General features: G+C 26.7%; 15 protein-coding genes and 2 tRNA genes. 16 read left to right on the top strand and 1 reads right to left on the bottom strand.

Annotated features, from left to right (window positions below; translation table 11 throughout):
• Positions 1–429 precede the first annotated feature (429 nt).
• The 16 genes from lolB (at position 430) to hisIE (ending at position 16,049) form a co-directional block, all read left to right on the top strand.
• Positions 430–1,062: a lipoprotein insertase outer membrane protein LolB gene (lolB, locus tag FD727_RS00570; RefSeq protein ID WP_159938228.1), complete on the top strand. Its 633-nt coding sequence runs from the start codon at positions 430–432 to the stop codon at positions 1,060–1,062.
• Positions 1,059–1,910 carry a 4-(cytidine 5'-diphospho)-2-C-methyl-D-erythritol kinase gene (ispE, locus tag FD727_RS00565; RefSeq protein WP_159938227.1) on the top strand — a complete coding sequence of 284 codons (852 nt, stop codon included), beginning with the start codon at positions 1,059–1,061 and terminating at the stop codon, positions 1,908–1,910. The genes lolB and ispE overlap by 4 nt, the downstream gene beginning before the upstream one ends.
• A gap of 83 nt (positions 1,911–1,993) precedes the next feature.
• On the top strand, positions 1,994–2,941 hold the full coding sequence (locus FD727_RS00560; protein WP_159938226.1) for a ribose-phosphate pyrophosphokinase: 948 nt from the start codon (positions 1,994–1,996) through the stop codon (positions 2,939–2,941).
• A 231-nt stretch (positions 2,942–3,172) separates the two neighbouring features.
• Positions 3,173–3,763 (top strand): aminoacyl-tRNA hydrolase, encoded by a 591-nt coding sequence (pth, locus tag FD727_RS00555; RefSeq protein ID WP_159938225.1) that lies wholly within the window; start codon positions 3,173–3,175, stop codon positions 3,761–3,763.
• A 97-nt stretch (positions 3,764–3,860) separates the two neighbouring features.
• The gene (gene ychF, locus FD727_RS00550) at positions 3,861–4,952 is read left to right on the top strand and encodes a redox-regulated ATPase YchF (RefSeq protein WP_159938224.1); all 1,092 of its coding nucleotides are present in this window, start codon (positions 3,861–3,863) and stop codon (positions 4,950–4,952) included.
• Between the two features lie 31 nt (positions 4,953–4,983).
• A tRNA-Ser gene (locus tag FD727_RS00545) sits at positions 4,984–5,068 on the top strand.
• A 1,146-nt stretch (positions 5,069–6,214) separates the two neighbouring features.
• Positions 6,215–6,287 (top strand) — tRNA-Asn (locus tag FD727_RS00540).
• Between the two features lie 431 nt (positions 6,288–6,718).
• A complete protein-coding gene (sbcB, locus tag FD727_RS00535) occupies positions 6,719–8,152 on the top strand; it encodes an exodeoxyribonuclease I (protein WP_159938223.1) in 1,434 nt (477 codons plus the stop codon).
• 799 nt (positions 8,153–8,951) lie between these two features.
• Positions 8,952–9,851, top strand: a complete 900-nt coding sequence (gene hisG / locus FD727_RS00530) for an ATP phosphoribosyltransferase (RefSeq protein WP_159938222.1) — start codon at positions 8,952–8,954, stop codon at positions 9,849–9,851.
• 6 nt (positions 9,852–9,857) lie between these two features.
• Positions 9,858–11,165 (top strand): histidinol dehydrogenase, encoded by a 1,308-nt coding sequence (gene hisD / locus FD727_RS00525; RefSeq protein WP_159938221.1) that lies wholly within the window; start codon positions 9,858–9,860, stop codon positions 11,163–11,165.
• Between the two features lie 2 nt (positions 11,166–11,167).
• Complete coding sequence (hisC, locus tag FD727_RS00520; RefSeq protein ID WP_204162632.1) at positions 11,168–12,238, top strand: histidinol-phosphate transaminase; 1,071 nt, start codon at positions 11,168–11,170, stop codon at positions 12,236–12,238.
• The gene (hisB, locus tag FD727_RS00515; RefSeq protein WP_159938219.1) at positions 12,238–13,302 is read left to right on the top strand and encodes a bifunctional histidinol-phosphatase/imidazoleglycerol-phosphate dehydratase HisB; all 1,065 of its coding nucleotides are present in this window, start codon (positions 12,238–12,240) and stop codon (positions 13,300–13,302) included. The genes hisC and hisB overlap by 1 nt, the downstream gene beginning before the upstream one ends.
• On the top strand, positions 13,302–13,892 hold the full coding sequence (hisH, locus tag FD727_RS00510) for an imidazole glycerol phosphate synthase subunit HisH (RefSeq protein ID WP_159938278.1): 591 nt from the start codon (positions 13,302–13,304) through the stop codon (positions 13,890–13,892). The genes hisB and hisH overlap by 1 nt, the downstream gene beginning before the upstream one ends.
• Positions 13,892–14,629: a 1-(5-phosphoribosyl)-5-[(5-phosphoribosylamino)methylideneamino]imidazole-4-carboxamide isomerase gene (gene hisA / locus FD727_RS00505; RefSeq protein WP_159938218.1), complete on the top strand. Its 738-nt coding sequence runs from the start codon at positions 13,892–13,894 to the stop codon at positions 14,627–14,629. The genes hisH and hisA overlap by 1 nt, the downstream gene beginning before the upstream one ends.
• Positions 14,611–15,387 (top strand): imidazole glycerol phosphate synthase subunit HisF, encoded by a 777-nt coding sequence (gene hisF / locus FD727_RS00500; protein WP_159938217.1) that lies wholly within the window; start codon positions 14,611–14,613, stop codon positions 15,385–15,387. The genes hisA and hisF overlap by 19 nt, the downstream gene beginning before the upstream one ends.
• Positions 15,381–16,049: a bifunctional phosphoribosyl-AMP cyclohydrolase/phosphoribosyl-ATP diphosphatase HisIE gene (gene hisIE, locus FD727_RS00495; RefSeq protein WP_159938216.1), complete on the top strand. Its 669-nt coding sequence runs from the start codon at positions 15,381–15,383 to the stop codon at positions 16,047–16,049. The genes hisF and hisIE overlap by 7 nt, the downstream gene beginning before the upstream one ends.
• Positions 16,050–16,136: 87 nt before the next feature.
• On the opposite strand, the gene gndA is transcribed toward hisIE, so the two are convergent.
• Complete coding sequence (gndA, locus tag FD727_RS00490; RefSeq protein WP_159938215.1) at positions 16,137–17,555, bottom strand: NADP-dependent phosphogluconate dehydrogenase; 1,419 nt, start codon at positions 17,553–17,555, stop codon at positions 16,137–16,139.
• Between the last annotated feature and the right edge of the window lie 214 nt (positions 17,556–17,769).

The following is a 17,769-nucleotide window of genomic DNA, read 5'->3' as shown; positions in this document are numbered from 1 at the left end:
ATTAATAATATTTAGATTGTTTCTAATAGAATGTTAGGTATTATATTTTAATTTAAGTTTTTAAAATAACTATATTTATTTATCATTATATTTAATTATATTGCAGTAAAATAACTTTTTTAAAGTATTTAAATTTAAATTAATTTTAAATACTTTAATTTATATAAATAATCAGAATAGGTTTATTTGTCTAGTATAAGTTACTTTCATTATTTAATTGAGTCTTATTCTAGCATAAGACATTATAAAAAATACATATTTTTTATATAATGTGTATTTGGATAACATTTTGTTTGGGCTTTATTAAATATTAATTCTATATATCAATATTAAATATTTATAATTATTTAAAAATCTATAATATTAATTATCTAATAATTAAGAATTGATGCTTTTACTAGATTAAAATACATCTAAAGAGATAAATACATGATGTTATCTTCATCTTTACATAGAGTATTATGCATTCTATACTTAGTCAATTTATTAATTAGTGGTTGTAGCGCTCATAAATCTAAAAATATAAATATTTGTGTTATATCAATGCCACAGTGGCAAAAGTATCAACAAAATTTAAAAAAGATTAATAAATATCGAATTAAAGGAACTTTTTTATATTTATATAAACATAAAAAAATTTATGCACATTTTTATTTACAACAAAATTCTATAAATTGTTATAGATTGTTATTGACTAATATTTTAGGTTCTACTTTGTTAGAAGTGAATTCAAAAAATGGCTTTGTACAAATTTTAGATAATAATGGAAATCAATATATTAGCAATAATATTCAAAAGATAATTTTTCAACTTACTGGAATTAATATTCCATTTAATGATTTACATTCTTGGATTTTAGGTTTACCAAGTAATAATGCAATTTATCAATTAAATGATAAATGTCTACTAAAAAAATTAATGCTTAGCTATAATCAACAAATATGGCATATTTATATAATAAATTATGATATTAAACTTAATCCACCAATGCCTATAGATTTACAGTTAATTAAAAATAACCAAATAATTAAATTACATATAAGCAGTTGGTCTATAAAATGACTATTATTTGGCCATCTCCGGCAAAATTAAATTTATTTTTATATATTACAGGTCGTCAATATGATGGATATCATCGTCTCCAAACATTATTTCAATTTTTGGAATATGGCGATCGATTAAAAATTATTCCTGATAATAGTGGAATAATAAAATTATTAACGCCTGTTGTAGAAGTACCATTACAAAAAAATTTGATTTTACATGCTGCTCAAGCATTGAAACAGATTGCAATTACACGTAAGATATTATCTGTTCAAGCTGGTGCTAAAATTAGCATAAATAAAGTATTACCAATAGGAGGTGGTTTAGGGGGTGGTTCATCAAATGCTGCAACTGTATTAATTGCACTGAATTATTTATGGGGTACTTCACTAAATGAACATGAATTGATTTCTATTGGTTATCAGTTAGGCTATGACATTCCAATATTTATACGTGGTCGAAATCTTTTTGTAAATGGGACAAAGATACAGCAAGTAGAATTGATGGAAAAATGGTATTTAGTTCTTTATCCAGGTATTAATATTAATACCCATAATATTTTTCATGATCCAGAATTAACACGCAATTCACCAATACGTTCATTAGATGAACTATTACAACTTCCTTTTCATAATGATTGTGAATTAATAGTACGAAAACGTTTTCCTGAAGTTAATAAGTTGCTTTTATGGTTATTAAAATTTGTCCCAGCTCGCCTAACAGGAACAGGTTCATGTGTGTTTTGTCAATTCAATAGTGAAGCTGAAGCACATCAGATTCTGGATTTATGTCCAAAATGGATTACTGGTTTTGTTACACGGGGAGTTAATCATTCACCATTACAGCAAGTTGTGTCTAAATTATAATTATTTAAAAAATATAATTATATTATATTACATAGTAAAATAGAAGTTATGTTATTTTATAAATTAAATTTGAGGTTTTTCTTGTGCCTGATATGAAGATATTTTCTGGTAATGCAACGCCTAAACTTGCGAAATGTATTGCTAATCATCTTTACACTCATTTAGGAGAAGCTTCTGTTGGTCGTTTTAGCGATGGTGAAGTAAGTGTTCAGATTAACGAAAATGTACGAGGTGGTGATGTTTTTATAATTCAATCTACATGCGCTCCTACTAACGATAATTTAATGGAATTAATAGTAATGGTTGATGCTCTACGTCGAGCTTCAGCCGGTCGTATTACTGCTGTAATTCCTTATTTTGGTTATGCTCGCCAAGATAGACGGGTCCGTTCTGCACGCGTTCCTATTACTGCTAAAGTGGTTGCTGATTTTCTTTCTAGCGTTGGTGTTGACCGTGTATTAACAGTTGATTTACATGCTGAACAAATTCAAGGATTTTTTGACGTTCCAGTTGATAATGTATTTGGAAGTCCAATTTTATTAGAAGACATGTTACAGATTGATCTAGAAAATCCAATTGTGGTTTCACCAGATATTGGTGGTGTCATACGTGCTCGTGCTATCGCTAAATTACTTAATGATACTGATATGGCTATTATTGATAAAAGAAGAGCACGTAGTAATGTTTCTCAAGTCATGAATATCATTGGTGATGTTGCTGGTAGAGATTGCGTAATTATTGACGATATGATTGATACGGGCGGTACTTTATGTAAAGCTGCTGAAGCTTTAAAAGAACGAGATGCTAAACGAGTTTTTGCTTATGCAACTCACCCTATTTTTTCTGGAAATGCAGTAGAAAATTTAAGTAAATCTATTATTGATCAAGTCATAGTGTGCGATACAATTCCATTATCTGAAGAAATCAAAATCTTACCAAATGTACGTACTCTTACATTATCTGGCATGTTAGCTGAAACTATTCGCCGCATTAGTAATGAGGAATCTATTTCTGCTATGTTTGAACATTGATTTAATAAATTAAAAATTAAATTTTCTTATTTTGTTTTATTATTATTTAAACTTTATTACTGTATATTGTAGATATTTAATTTAAATTACTTAATAACATTATATGACAAAGATCGTGTAGTTACCAATTAATAATTCATTTTATAAAATGTACTAAATTTTTACTTAATTTTAAATCTTAATTAATCAAATTGAAATTTTCAAGTTGATTTTTTTAAAAAGACAATAATTGTGACAAATATTAAATTAATTGTAGGATTGGAAAATCCAGGTTCAGAGTATTTCTTAACTCGTCATAATACTGGTGGCAGATATATTAAACAATTAGCTATTTACTATAATCAAAGTTTTAAAATGTCATTAAAATTTTTTGGTTATACTACACGAATCTCGTTAAATCAAAGAGAAATACATTTATTAGTACCCAATACTTTTATTAACTTAAGTGGCAAAGCAATTGAAACTATTGCAACTTTTTATCAAATCAATTCTGAAGAAATTTTAGTAGCACATGACGAAATGCATTTACATCCAGGAATTGTTAAATTTAAACAAGGTGGAGGTCATGGAGGTCATAATGGTGTAAGAAATATTATTGAACGGCTAAAAAATAATAATTTTTATCGCTTACGTATTGGTATTGGACATCCTGAGGATCGCAATAAATTAATTGATTTTGTGCTAGGTAAACCAACAAATAAAGAACAAAAACTTATTGATGATGCTATTAATGAAGCGGTATGTTGTACCATTTTATGGTTAGAGGATAGTAAAAATAAAGCTATAAATCGTTTAAATGCATTTCAGGCATATTTAAATTGATTTAAATCATTTTTTTAAAGTTTCTATTTCATAATATATGAAAATACAGTCTATTTACGATAATAAATTACTTATTTTAGGAGAAGTATAATTTAATATGGGATTTAAATGTGGTATTGTAGGTTTGCCTAATGTTGGAAAATCAACTTTATTTAATGCTTTAACAAAAATGAATGTTGAAGTAGCTAATTTTCCATTTTGTACTATCAAACCTAATATAGGTATAGTTGCTGTACCTGATTGCCGTCTAGATGAACTTGATAATATTGTTAGATCACAAAAAATCATACCAACAACTATAGAATTTGTTGATATTGCTGGTTTAGTACAAGGAGCATCCAAAGGTGAAGGATTAGGTAATCAATTTTTATCTAATATTCGTAAAACTGATGCAATTTGTCATGTAGTACGTTGTTTTGAAGACCAAAAAATTATACATATTCCAGGTAGGGTAAATCCAGATAAGGATATTGAATTAATCAATACTGAAATGCAATTAGCCGATATTGATATTTGTGAACGAGCTATGCAACGTGTACAAAAAAAAAATAAATACAATAATAAAGATATCAATATTGAATTAATTACATTAGAAAAATGTTTTTTGCATTTACAACAAACAAAAATGTTACATTCACTTAAGCTAAATCATTATGAAAAATCTTCTATTCATTACCTGAATTTTTTAACACTTAAACCTATTATGTATATTGCTAATGTTAATGAAGATGGTATAAACAATAACTTTTATATCGATCAAGTACGTAATATTGCAAAAATAGATAAATCTATAGTTATTCCAGTTTGTGCTTTTATGGAAGAAAATATTTCTAAACTAAAAAACGAGGAATGTAATGAATTAAGATGTGCATTTGGTTTAGGTGAGTCTAGCCTTAAACAATTAATCCGTATAGGATACGATATGCTAAGTTTGCAAACTTATTTTACTGTTGGAGAAAAAGAGATACGTGCTTGGACTATTGTAGCAGGTACAAATGCGCTACAAGCAGCTAATAAAATTCACAGTGATATTAAGAGGGGATTCATTCGTGCACAAGTTATATCTTTTAAAGATTTTATAACATATAAAGGTGAACGAGGAGCAAAATTAGCAGGTAAGTTATATTTAGAAGGTAAAAATTATATTGTTAAAGATGGAGATGTGTTAAACTTCTTGTTTAAATCGTAAAGTATAAAAATTTATGTAATATATAAAATATGATGAGGTGTCTGAGAGGCTGAAAGAGTATGCTTGGAAAGCATGTACACGAAAACGTGTCGAGGGTTCGAATCCCTCCCTCATCGTAATCGATAAAAATATAACCTATGAATTTTAGATTGTATTAATATCATCTTTAATATAGTTTATTTATTATATAGATAATAAATCTTCATTAAAAATTACACTCAAATTTTGCTTATTTATTTTTATTTTAAATATTTAATAACATTACATATTTTATCAAATCAAATTATTTGATAACACATTATATATTTTGATTTTGATTGAAAATACTTTAATTTTATAATTTATATATTATTAGCATTTTTTATAAAAAGTAATAATAATTATCGAACGATATTTTAAAATATTAGTTTGAATAGTATGTATAGATTTTTAATCCACTTAATTAATAATAATATTTTAAATTTTTAAATAAGATACAAAGTTTATTGTTATATAATATAACGTTAATGTTTATAATTTAAGTTATTTTAATTAAGACAATCTATGTTTAGATTAGATAAAAATTTATATATTTATAATATCATGTCTAATTATGTATATTTAAAATATATAATACATTAATTTATTTAAATTTTATTTAATAATTTAATTAGTTAGTTTACGTATATACGATTCACTTCATGATACGATTTATTTATCAATGAATATTTAATAATTTAAAATTATTACTATCTATTAGATAGAATATTATTATTAATATATAATTATAAATTAATAATTTACAAGAATATTTATTAGATATGAATATTAAATTAATATAAGTTTTTGTTGGTTGTAAAATTAATTAATATTTAAGTATTTTAATATCAAATTGTTATTGTTTAGAAGTATTTAAAATTAAATAAAATGAAATAATTAATTAAGTTAATTAAGATATTGAGTTATTTTTTTAAATTTAAATTTACATTTACACAATTTTAAAAACTAGATATATAATCTTAATTATAGATAAAAAATAAAAAAGACATATTCTTAAATATATTTTTTGGATAAATTTAAAACTTTAAATTACTCTTAAAATTATTTATAATCATACAGTTATAATATAATTTATCATTAAATCAAATTTATTTAGGGTTACATCTATACAATTATAATCTATGTGAGCCTATGTTAATAACTTAATAAATAGGTCAATAATTTAAAAGACTTTATGTATTGACATATAAAATTATGTTGGTTAAAATTGTTACCTAAAATATTCCTCTGTAGTTCAGTTGGTAGAACGGCGGACTGTTAATCCGTATGTCACTGGTTCGAGTCCAGTCAGAGGAGTATAATAAATTTATGAGAATCATTTAGAATATTAAATATTTATTTAATTACTTAATATACTAATTAGTTATATCTTTTCATTTATATCCCATTATTAGTAATAAATTTTTAAAAAGACAATTCAATATATTATCCATTCAATATGTTTACTGCTATTCGATAATACAAGAGAAGTATTAATTCAATTAAATTAGAGTACAACATGCAATACTTTATTAATGATATAATGCTTTATAAAAACATTATTTAATGTAATATATATAATATTGTATATATACTGATATGTATTCTATTTATTTTAAAAAATATAAAGATATAAAATAAATAAAAGATAACTAAAATTTCATAATTATAAAATAATAATTAATGTTATTGTAAATTAATCGAATAATTTACATGTAACTATTCTTTTTAGAGATTGGGATAATATTGTGTCTTCTTCTAATTTTACTTTTCTATTTTATGATTATGAAACCTTTGGTAAAAATCCTTCTTTAGATCGTCCTGCACAATTTGCTAGTTTACGTACTGATCTATATTTTAACATATATGATGAAGAACATATTTTTTATTGTAAACCAGCAAGTGATTATTTGCCTCAACCAGAAGCTGTTTTACTCACAGGTATTACACCTCAGAAAGCTATAACTTATGGAGTAACAGAAGCGGTTTTTGCAAAACACATCTATGGGTTTTTTACAAAACCACAAACCTGTATCGTTGGCTATAATAATTTACAATTTGATGATGAAATAACACGTAATATTTTTTATAGAAATTTTTATGATCCTTATAGTTGGAGTTGGCAAAATCATAATTCAAGATGGGATTTACTTAATGTCATGCGTGCTTGCTACGCACTTCGACCAGAAGGAATTGTTTGGCCAAAAAATAATAATGGCTTTCCTAGCTTTAAACTAAAAGATTTAACTAAGGCTAATAATATTATACATAGACAACAACATGATGCAATGTCTGATGTTTATGCGACTAAATCATTAGCAAAATTAGTCAAAAACAAACAACCTAAACTATTCGACTTTCTATTCACATATCGCAATAAGAAAAAATTGATATCGTTGATTGATATTACACAAATGAAACCATTAGTACATATATCTAGTATCTTTGGAGCTTCATGTGGCAATACTAGTTGGATCTCACCAATAGCATGGCATCCAAATTATCGTAATATATTAATTATAATTGATTTAGCAAGCGATATTACAGAACTATTAGCATTGAAAATAGATAAATTAATTGAAAAAATTTATACATATTCTAATTCTAGTAAATTAGATATGTATCCAAAATTACCAATTAAACTAGTAAATATTAATAAATGTCCAATATTTATTCCAGCTAATATTTTAAATTTAGAAAATGCTAATCGATTAAACATTAGCCGTCAACATTGCTTAGATAATCTTAATATATTGCTTAAATGTAATAAATTACGAGATAAAATAATAAATATATGTACTGCTGCTGCAATGAAACCGTGTGCATATTCAGATAATGTAGATACACAACTATATAATGGATTCTTTAGTAATACTGATCGAGCAAAAATGCAAATTTTAAGACAAACTTCACCACAAAATTTATCAGATTTAAATTTAAAATTTGAAGATCAACGTATTTCTAAATTGCTTTTTCTATATCGTGCACGTAATTTTCCAAAAACATTAAATATTAATGAACAATATTATTGGCAACAGCATCGCTACAAAATATTAAATCCTAAACGAATGCAAACGTTTTTTTCAGAAATTGAATCATTAAAAATTTTATATAAAACTCAAAAAGAAAAAATATTCTTACTTAAAGAACTTGATTCATATGCACAAACATTACTTTTATAATAAATATTATAAATATTAATTGGTTAATTAATATTATTTAATCTGATAAATATCTCTTATAAACAAATAATTTAATATAATTAAATTATTTTACCTAGTTTATATAATGTAAATAAAACTAGTATGTGTATACTATAGAAGTATCTTGCATAAAATACAATAATTTATATTGTATAATACAATTGATTCTATATTTATAAAAAATAACATAGTTAATAACTAAATATTTTATTTATCAAATAATTATAACGAATATAATGAAAATTATATATATAATATTTTATTATTAATTCGATCTTATCTTTATATAATAAAGAATATAATTCACCGTATAGAAAATTTACTTTAAATGTTCTATAACAAGATTAATTAATTAATTATTTTATCTAAATTTAATTGAATAAACATTTTTATAAACTATAGAATTTATGGTTTTAGATAAATAAATATCATTTTTTATTATGATCTTTAAAAAACATATTCTAAAGTTAGTTATCTTAATTTCTTTAAGATTATTAAATATAACAATCTAAATTTAAAATATAAACAGTCTCTTTAATTTATTATTACCTAACGAAAATACGAACATATTGTTCATCTTAAAATATAATACTATTTTTAATATTATATATAAAAAAAGAATTTTCCTCAATAAAATTTTTATAATATTTTTATACATTAGTATAGTAATCAAATTAAATTATATCAAAATATACTTACAATACTATAAGTAGACGGAAAAGTTAAAATAAAATTTATTTAAAATAATGAACATAAAAATTAAATATTAGGATTTAATATGTTAAATAACAACCGTTTACGTATAGCTATCCAAAAAACAGGTAGATTAAATGACCATACACGAAAATTATTATTACATTGTGGTATTAAAATTAATCTTCAACAACATCAATTAATTGTATATTCTGAAAATATGCCTATTGATATTTTACGTGTACGTGATGATGACATTCCTGGATTAGTAATGGATGGTATAGTAGATTTAGGTATAGTAGGTGAAAATGTATTAGAAGAAGAGCTATTAACTCGCCAAGCGCAAGGTGGTAATCCATATTATCAAACTTTACGTCGGTTAGATTTTGGTTACTGTCGTTTATCAATAGCGATACCAGTTAATCAACAATATATTGACTATAAGTGTTTAAATAATTTACGTATTGCTACTTCTTATCCTCATTTGTTAAAAAAATATCTAAATGAAAAAGATATCATTTTTCGTTCGTGTTTACTCAATGGTTCAGTAGAAGTAGCTACTAGAGCAGGTTTAGCTGATGCCATTTGTGATTTAGTTTCTACTGGAGCTACTTTAGAAGCTAATGGATTACGTGAAGTAGAAGTAATATACCGATCCCAAGCAATATTAATTCAACGCGATGGAACATTAAAAGATGTTAAACAAAAATTAGTAGATACAATGATGAGACGTATTCAAGGAATTATAAAAGCACGTGAATCTAAATATATTATGTTACATGCTTATAAAGAAAAATTAGAAGAAATTATCGCTTTATTACCAGGAGCAGAGCGTCCAACTGTATTACCATTAGCAGGTGAAATGGAGCGTGTAGCGCTACATATGGTAAGTAGCGAAACATTATTTTGGGAAACTATGGAAGGATTAAAAGCATTAGGTGCTAGTTCTATTCTTATTATACCCATTGAAAAAATGTTGGAGTAACTGAAAATGGATACAATCCTAACACCTATTCATTGGCAATCCTGTAATAAAAAAGATAAATATAATTTATTACAACGTCCAGTAAGATTAAATTCCGAAGATATTTCTAATATTGTATACGATATTATAATGCAAGTTAAAGAATTAGGAGATAATGCACTACATAAATTTAATATGCAATTTGATGAAATAAAAGTAAAAAATTTACGTGTTACATCAGAAGAAATAACTAAAGCAAGTTGTCGTTCAAGTAATATGCTGAAAAAAGCTATAAATATGGCTATTGATAACATCAAAACCTTCCATAATGCACAAAAAATAAATATGGTTGATATAGAAACTCAACCTGGTGTACGTTGTCAGCAAATTACCCGAGCGATAAAATCAGTTGGCTTATATATTCCAGGAGGAAAAGCGTCATTATTTTCTAGTGTATTAATGTTAGCTATTCCAGCAAATATAGCAGGTTGTGAACGTATTATTTTATGTTCCCCACCTCCTATTAGAGATGAAATTTTATATGCAGCACATCTATGTAATGTAAAAGAGATTTTTCGTGTTGGAGGAGCACAGGCAATTGCGGCGCTAGCTTTTGGAACCAAAACAATACCTAAGGTAAATAAAATTTTTGGTCCTGGTAATATTTATGTAACTGAAGCTAAACGCCAAGTTAATCAATATTATTCTGGTCCAGCTATTGACATGCCGGCTGGTCCTTCTGAAATATTAGTAATTGCTGATGAAAATGCAAATCCAAAATTTATTGCATCAGATTTATTAGCACAAGCAGAACACGGATTAGATTCACAAGCAATTTTATTGACTCCATCTGAACAATTAGCTCAGCATGTAGCTACTGAAACTAAAATACAATTATTAGAATTTTCTAAATCAGATACGATTCGCCAAGCTTTAATAAATAGCAGATTAATTATAGTCCAGGATTTACAACAGTGTATAGAAATTTCTAATTACTACGGTCCAGAACATTTAATGATTCAAACACAGGAACCAAGAAAATTATTAAATTATATCAATAATGCTGGTTCAATTTTTCTTGGAGATTGGTCACCTGAATCCGCAGGGGATTATGCTTCTGGGACTAATCATGTATTACCAACTCATGGCTATACTACAACTTATTCTAGTTTAGGTTTAATAGATTTTCAAAAACGTATAACAATACAAGAACTAACACCAGAAGGATTGCTTAATCTCTCTGAATCAATAAAATGCTTAGCAGCTGCTGAACAACTTGAAGCACATAGAAATTCTATCACTTTACGTGTTGTAGCACTAAAGGGGAAAATATGAGCATGAATATTGAAGAGTTAGCACGTACTAATATACGAAAGTTAACTCCATATCAATCTGCACGACGTCTTGGTGGTCAAGGCCATATATGGTTAAATGCTAATGAATTTCCATTACCTGTTTCATTTAAATTATCTCAAAAAACTCTTCTTAATCGATATCCAGAATGTCAACCAAAGTTACTTATTGAACGCTATTCATCTTATGTTGGACTAATGCCTGAACAGATATTAATTAGCCGAGGTGCAGATGAAGGTATTGAGCTTATCATGCGTACTTTTTGCGAACCAGGTAAAGATGCCATCTTATTTTGTACGCCGACTTATGGAATGTATCGTGTGATTGCTAACACAATAGGTATTAGATATATATCTATTCCTATGTTAGATAATTGGCAACTTAATTTATCGGCAATAGTGAACAATCTAGATGGTGTTAAGGTAATTTACATTTGTCGACCAAATAATCCAACTGGTAATTTAATTAATTTACAAGATATTAAACAATTATTATTAATTACTATGTATAAAACATTAATTGTTATTGATGAAGCTTATATTGAATTTTGCTCATTTGCTACTTTAACAAATTGGTTACATAAATATCATAATATCATTATATTACGTACTTTATCAAAAGCTTTTGCACTAGCAGGATTACGTTGTGGTTTTACATTAGCTAATAAATCAATAATTGATTTATTACTAAAAGTAATTACACCTTATCCAATAGCTATACCTACAGCTGATATTGCAAGCAAAGCATTAAGTAAATATGGAATTCATTTAATGTGTAAACGTGTTGTTGAATTAAACCATAATCGAAATTGGTTATACAATCAGTTATTACAAATTCCTTATATTACGCATGTATATCCTAGTGAAGCAAATTATATTTTAGTACGATTCATAAATTCATCAAAAGTTTTTGATACTTTATCAAATGAAGGTATCATATTACGAGATCAAAATAAAATACCTAAATTAACTGGATGCTTACGTATCTCTATTGGTACTAGTTATGAATGCGAATATATAATAAAGTCATTAAAAAATTTATCAATGGAACAATAATGAGCCAAAAATTTTTATTTATAGATCGTGATGGTACTCTTATTTCTGAACCTCAAGATTTAAAAGTTGATAGTATAGAAAAATTGTTATTTGAGGAACATGTTATTCCTGCATTATTAGCACTACAAAATATGGGTTATAAATTAGTAATGATAACTAATCAAGATGGTTTAGGTACTGATAGTTTTCCTAGCGCTAATTTTTTTACCCCACATAATTTAATGATGCATATTTTTAATTCACAAGGTATACAATTTTTTGACATTCTTATTTGTCCCCATACGCCACAAGATTTGTGTAAATGTCGTAAACCAAAAGTTTACTTAGTTCGAACATGGTTAGTTACAGGAGTATTAGATAAAATTAATAGCTATGTTATCGGTGATCGCCTTACTGATATGCAATTAGCTAAAAATATGGGTATTCAAGGAATACGGTATGGTATAAAGGGAAAAAATTGGAATTCAATTAAAACTCTTTTAACTAAACGTGATCGTTACGCTATAGTAAATCGCATTACTAAAGAAACACAAATTAAGATTAAAGTTTGGTTAGATCGAGAAGGTACTAGCAAAATAACTACTGGTATAAGTTTTTTTAATCATATGTTACATCAAATTGCAGTACATGGTGGTTTTAGGATGCATATTAACGTAAAAGGTGATCTTGATATTGATGATCATCATACTATAGAAGATACAGGTTTAGCATTAGGTGAAGCGTTATTGAAATCGCTCGGAGATAAATATGGTATTGGTCGTTTTGGTTTTGTTTTACCTATGGATGAATGTTTAGCTCATTGTATTCTAGATATATCTGGTCGTCCATATTTTAAATATAAGGCAAAATTTAAATATCAATATATTGGTGATTTCAGTACAGAAATGGTTGAACATTTTTTTCGTTCACTTTCATATTCTATGATGAGTACTTTATATTTAAGTACTAAAGATGGTAATGATCATCATTCCATAGAAGCTTTATTTAAAGCTTTTGGTCGTACATTAAGACAGGCAATTAGGAGTGAAGGTAATATCCTACCAAGTTCAAAAGGGATGATATGATGAATGTAGTAATTTTAGATACCGGTTGTGCAAACTTAGCATCGTTAAAATGGGCGATCAAAAGATTAGGTTTTATTTCGAAAATCAGTAAAGAATATAAGGTAATATTAAAAGCTGATAAATTATTTTTACCTGGTGTAGGTACCGCAAAAACAGTAATGCAACAGTTAAAAAGATGTAATTTGATACCTTTAATAAAGTCATATACTAATCCAATGTTAGGAATTTGTCTTGGTATGCAACTATTTGGTCATAGTAGTTGTGAAAATAATGGTATTAAAACACTTAACATTATTAATGAACCAGTTACTATAATAAAAACACAAAATCTTCCATTGCCTCATATGGGATGGAACAAAGTTTTTATAAAAAATAAACACTATCTCTTTCGTGATATTCCAAATAAAAGTTATTTTTATTTCGCTCATAATTATATTATGTCAGTAAATATTAATACAATTGCACAATGTGAATATAGTTTACCATTTAGTGCTGCTTTACAAAAGGATAATTTCTTTGGAGTACAATTTCATCCCGAACGTTCTGGAGAAATTGGTGCACAATTATTAAAAAATTTTTTGGAAATGTGATGATTATTCCATCTTTAGATTTGATCGATGGTAAAGTTGTACGTCTGTATCAAGGTAATTATAATCAACAATGCAATTATGGTAATAATCCTCTATTGTATTTAAAAAATTATAAAATTCAAGGTGCTAAGATGCTACATATAGCAGATCTAAGTGGTGCTAAATTTCCAAAAAAACGCCAAATTTATTTATTAAAAGATATATTACAAGATATAAAAATACCAATTCAAATAGGGGGTGGATTACGTAGTAGTAATGAGATATCTTCGCTGCTTGCGGCAGGAGCTACGCGAGTTATAATTGGTTCTAGCGCAATACAGACAAGGGAAGAAACTAAAAGATGGTTTCATAAATTTGGACCAGAGGCAATTGTTTTAGCATTAGATATACGTATTAATGCTAATAATGATAAAAAAATCGCAATTGATGGTTGGCAAAAAACAGTTGACTTTACATTAGAAGAAATAATTAAATTATATCAGCCATTAGGACTTAAATATGTTTTATGTACTGATATTTCTCGCGATGGAACATTAAATGGAGCTAATGTTAAATTATATCAAGAAATATCTAATATATTTCCTAATATTTCATTTCAGGCTTCCGGTGGTATTGGTACTTTAAATGACATTGCAGCGTTACGTGGTAGTGGCGTGAAAGATGTAATTATAGGAACAGCTTTATTAAAAGGTAAATTTACACTTTCGGAGGCAATTGAATGTTGGCAAAAAGGATAATTTCTTGTCTTGACATACTTAATGGAAAAGTTGTTAAAGGAAAACAATTTCGTAATCATGAATTAGTTGGTAATATAGTACCATTAGCACAACGTTATGTAAAAGAAGGTGTAGATGAATTAGTTTTTTATGATATAACTGCTTCTTGTGAAAATCGCTTAGTGGATAAAAGTTGGATATCTCGTGTGGCAAGTGAGATCGATATTCCTTTTTGTGTTGCAGGTGGTATTAGAAATGAACAAGATGTTTCACATATTCTTAATTTTGGTGCAGATAAAATTTCTATTAACTCTCCAGCCCTAGAAGATCCATCACTAATTAGTCGCTTAGCTGATAGATTTGGTGTACAGTGTATAGTAGTTGGTATTGATAGTTGGTTTGATAAAATCAATAATAAATATAATGTTAATCAATATACTGGTAATATATCAAGTACTCGTGTTACTAAATGGGAAGTTTTAGAATGGGTAGAAACAGTGCAAAATTTAGGTGCAGGTGAAATAGTATTAAATATGATGAATCAAGATGGTTTATGCATCGGCTATGATCTAATCCAATTAAAAAAAGTTCGCAAAATATGTAATGTACCCTTAATAGCTTCAGGTGGTGCTGGTAAACCTCAGCATTTTTTAGATGCTTTTAAATTAGCAAATGTTGATGGAACGTTAGCAGCTTCCATATTTCATAAACAAATTCTTAACATTAAGGAATTAAAAAAATTTTTATCTAATAACGATGTGGAGATTCGTAAATGTTAAATAAAGAGCAAATAATAAAATTAGATTGGAATAAAACATCAGGTTTATTACCAGTTATTGTTCAACATTATGTTTCAGGTGAAGTATTAATGCATGCTTATATGAATAAGGAATCTTTGGAAAAAAGTCTTGATGAAAAACGTTTAACATTTTTTTCGCGTACTAAAAATCGTATATGGACTAAAGGAGAAACGTCTGGGTTTTTTCTTAAAATTATAAATGTATCACCTGATTGTGATAACGATACGTTATTATTTATGGTAAATCCTATTGAGGGCCCGACTTGCCATCTTAAGAGGTCTAGTTGTTTTGTATCTAATACATTATCACATTGGACCTTTTTATATCAACTTGAATCATTACTTGCTAAGCGCAAAATTTCTTCAACAACGACTTCTTCATCCTCCTCCTATACTGCTCAATTATATGCTAGTGGTATTAAACGGATTGCCCAGAAAGTTGGTGAAGAAGGATTAGAAACTGCATTAGCGGCTATAATTAATAATCGTCAGGATCTAATCAACGAACTATCCGATCTAGTTTATCATATGTTAGTATTAATGCAAAGTCAAGATATTAATCTTAGTGCTATAATTAACAATTTACAAATACGTAATAATAAAGTATTATCTAAACCAACAAAAAATACAAGTTTTAAATAAGATTTAATATCTTATAAATTAAATCTATTTATATAGATTTAATCTAAATAGATTTACTAAGATTATTTTTTATATATTGATATTAATTTAATTATTTATTAACCATTCAGTATGAAATGAACCTTCTTTATCTATACGTTTATAAGTGTGAGAACCAAAATAATCACGTTGAGCTTGAATTAAGTTAGATGATAACAGTGCTGAACGGTAAGCATCGTAATAAGAAATTGCTGCAGAAAAGGTGGGTGTTGGGATACCATTTTGTATAGCATATATGATGATATCACGTAATGCTTCATGATATTGTGTAGCTACTTTTTTAAAGTAAGGAGTTAAAAGTAAATTAGTAATATTTATATTGTTTTCATAAGCATTTGTAATTTTTTGTAAAAGTTGAGCTCGAATAATACAACCAGCACTGAAAATTTTTGCGATATTACCATACTGTAGATTCCAATTATAATGGATCGAAGCGGTACGTAATTGGGAAAAACCCTGAGCATAAGAAATAATTTTACCTAAATATAATGCACGTCGTACTTTTTCGATAAATTCTAATTCATTATTTTTTATTATTTTTTTAATACTTGGACCATTTAATAGTTTAGATGCAATAACTCTTTGATCTTTTATTGAAGATAAGTAACGTGCAAATACAGATGCAGTAATAAGAGATAATGGTTCACCAAGTTCTAAAGCACTTTGACAAGTCCATTGGCCTGTACCTTTATTAGCTGCTTCGTCTAAAATTACATCAATTAAGTACTTATCATTTTTATCTTTTTTAACTAAAATATTTTTAGTAATTTCAATTAAATAACTATTTAATTCACCATTATTCCAATTATTAAAAATTTGTGCTAAGTCTTCATGACTTAAATCAAGTCCGCTTTTTAAAAGCATGTAAGTTTCTGCAATGAGTTGCATATCTCCATATTCAATACCATTATGAACCATTTTTAAATAATGACCAGCACCATCTGGCCCAATATAAGTTACACATGGTTGATTATCTGGTGTACGAGCAGCAATTTGGTTTAAAACTGGAGCGATAAGCTCATAAGTTTTTTTATCACCACCAGGCATAATACAAGGACCTTTTAAAGCACCTTCTTCACCACCAGATATACCTGTACCAATAAAATTAAATCCTAGATCAGATAATTCTTTATGTCGACGAATAGTATCTTTGTAAAAAGAATTACCACCGTCAATTAAAATATCCCCTTTACTCATATGCAGGATAAGTAATTTTATAATTATATCTGTAGGTTTACCTGATTTTACCATAAGTAATATACGACGTGGTTCTTCTAAAGAATTAACAAATTCTTTAATAGAATAATATGGCATAAGTTTTTTATTTATATTTTTATTCATAACTTCATCAGTTTTTTCACGTGAACGATTAAATATCGATACAAAATACCCACGACTTTCAATATTAAGAGCTAAATTATGACCCATTACACCCATTCCTATAACACCAATTTGTTGCTTAAACATTCTTTTTTCCTATTTAATTGTAAAATTATATAAATTAATATCAATTTTAATTAATACATCTAAGTAATCTAAAAAATAAATAATTTTTTATTATAAGGTAAAATACTTGATGTACATAAAGTACATGGGTTTAAATAAAATAACCTAACATTTAGTATTAATGCTAAATATATTTTTATCTATCTAATATTTAATCAGTATAGTTGTAACTTAT

It is taken from the genome of Pantoea sp. Mhis (assembly GCF_009830015.1).
The sequence above is the reverse complement of the archived record's forward strand: the minus strand, read 5'-3'. Positions and strand labels throughout refer to the sequence as shown.

Bases quoted from the DNA above. Each gene is read 5' to 3' on its own strand.
- ychF (WP_159938224.1), top strand. From the start codon at position 3,861: ATGGGATTTAAATGTGGTATTGTAGGTTTGCCTAATGTTGGAAAATCA.
- hisF (WP_159938217.1), top strand. From the start codon at position 14,611: ATGTTGGCAAAAAGGATAATTTCTTGTCTTGACATACTTAATGGAAAA.
- hisA (WP_159938218.1), top strand. From the start codon at position 13,892: ATGATTATTCCATCTTTAGATTTGATCGATGGTAAAGTTGTACGTCTG.
- hisD (WP_159938221.1), top strand. From the start codon at position 9,858: ATGGATACAATCCTAACACCTATTCATTGGCAATCCTGTAATAAAAAA.
- lolB (WP_159938228.1), top strand. From the start codon at position 430: ATGATGTTATCTTCATCTTTACATAGAGTATTATGCATTCTATACTTA.
- hisB (WP_159938219.1), top strand. From the start codon at position 12,238: ATGAGCCAAAAATTTTTATTTATAGATCGTGATGGTACTCTTATTTCT.
- ispE (WP_159938227.1), top strand. From the start codon at position 1,059: ATGACTATTATTTGGCCATCTCCGGCAAAATTAAATTTATTTTTATAT.
- gndA (WP_159938215.1), bottom strand. From the start codon at position 17,555: ATGTTTAAGCAACAAATTGGTGTTATAGGAATGGGTGTAATGGGTCAT.
- hisIE (WP_159938216.1), top strand. From the start codon at position 15,381: ATGTTAAATAAAGAGCAAATAATAAAATTAGATTGGAATAAAACATCA.
- hisH (WP_159938278.1), top strand. From the start codon at position 13,302: ATGAATGTAGTAATTTTAGATACCGGTTGTGCAAACTTAGCATCGTTA.
- hisC (WP_204162632.1), top strand. From the start codon at position 11,168: ATGAATATTGAAGAGTTAGCACGTACTAATATACGAAAGTTAACTCCA.
- hisG (WP_159938222.1), top strand. From the start codon at position 8,952: ATGTTAAATAACAACCGTTTACGTATAGCTATCCAAAAAACAGGTAGA.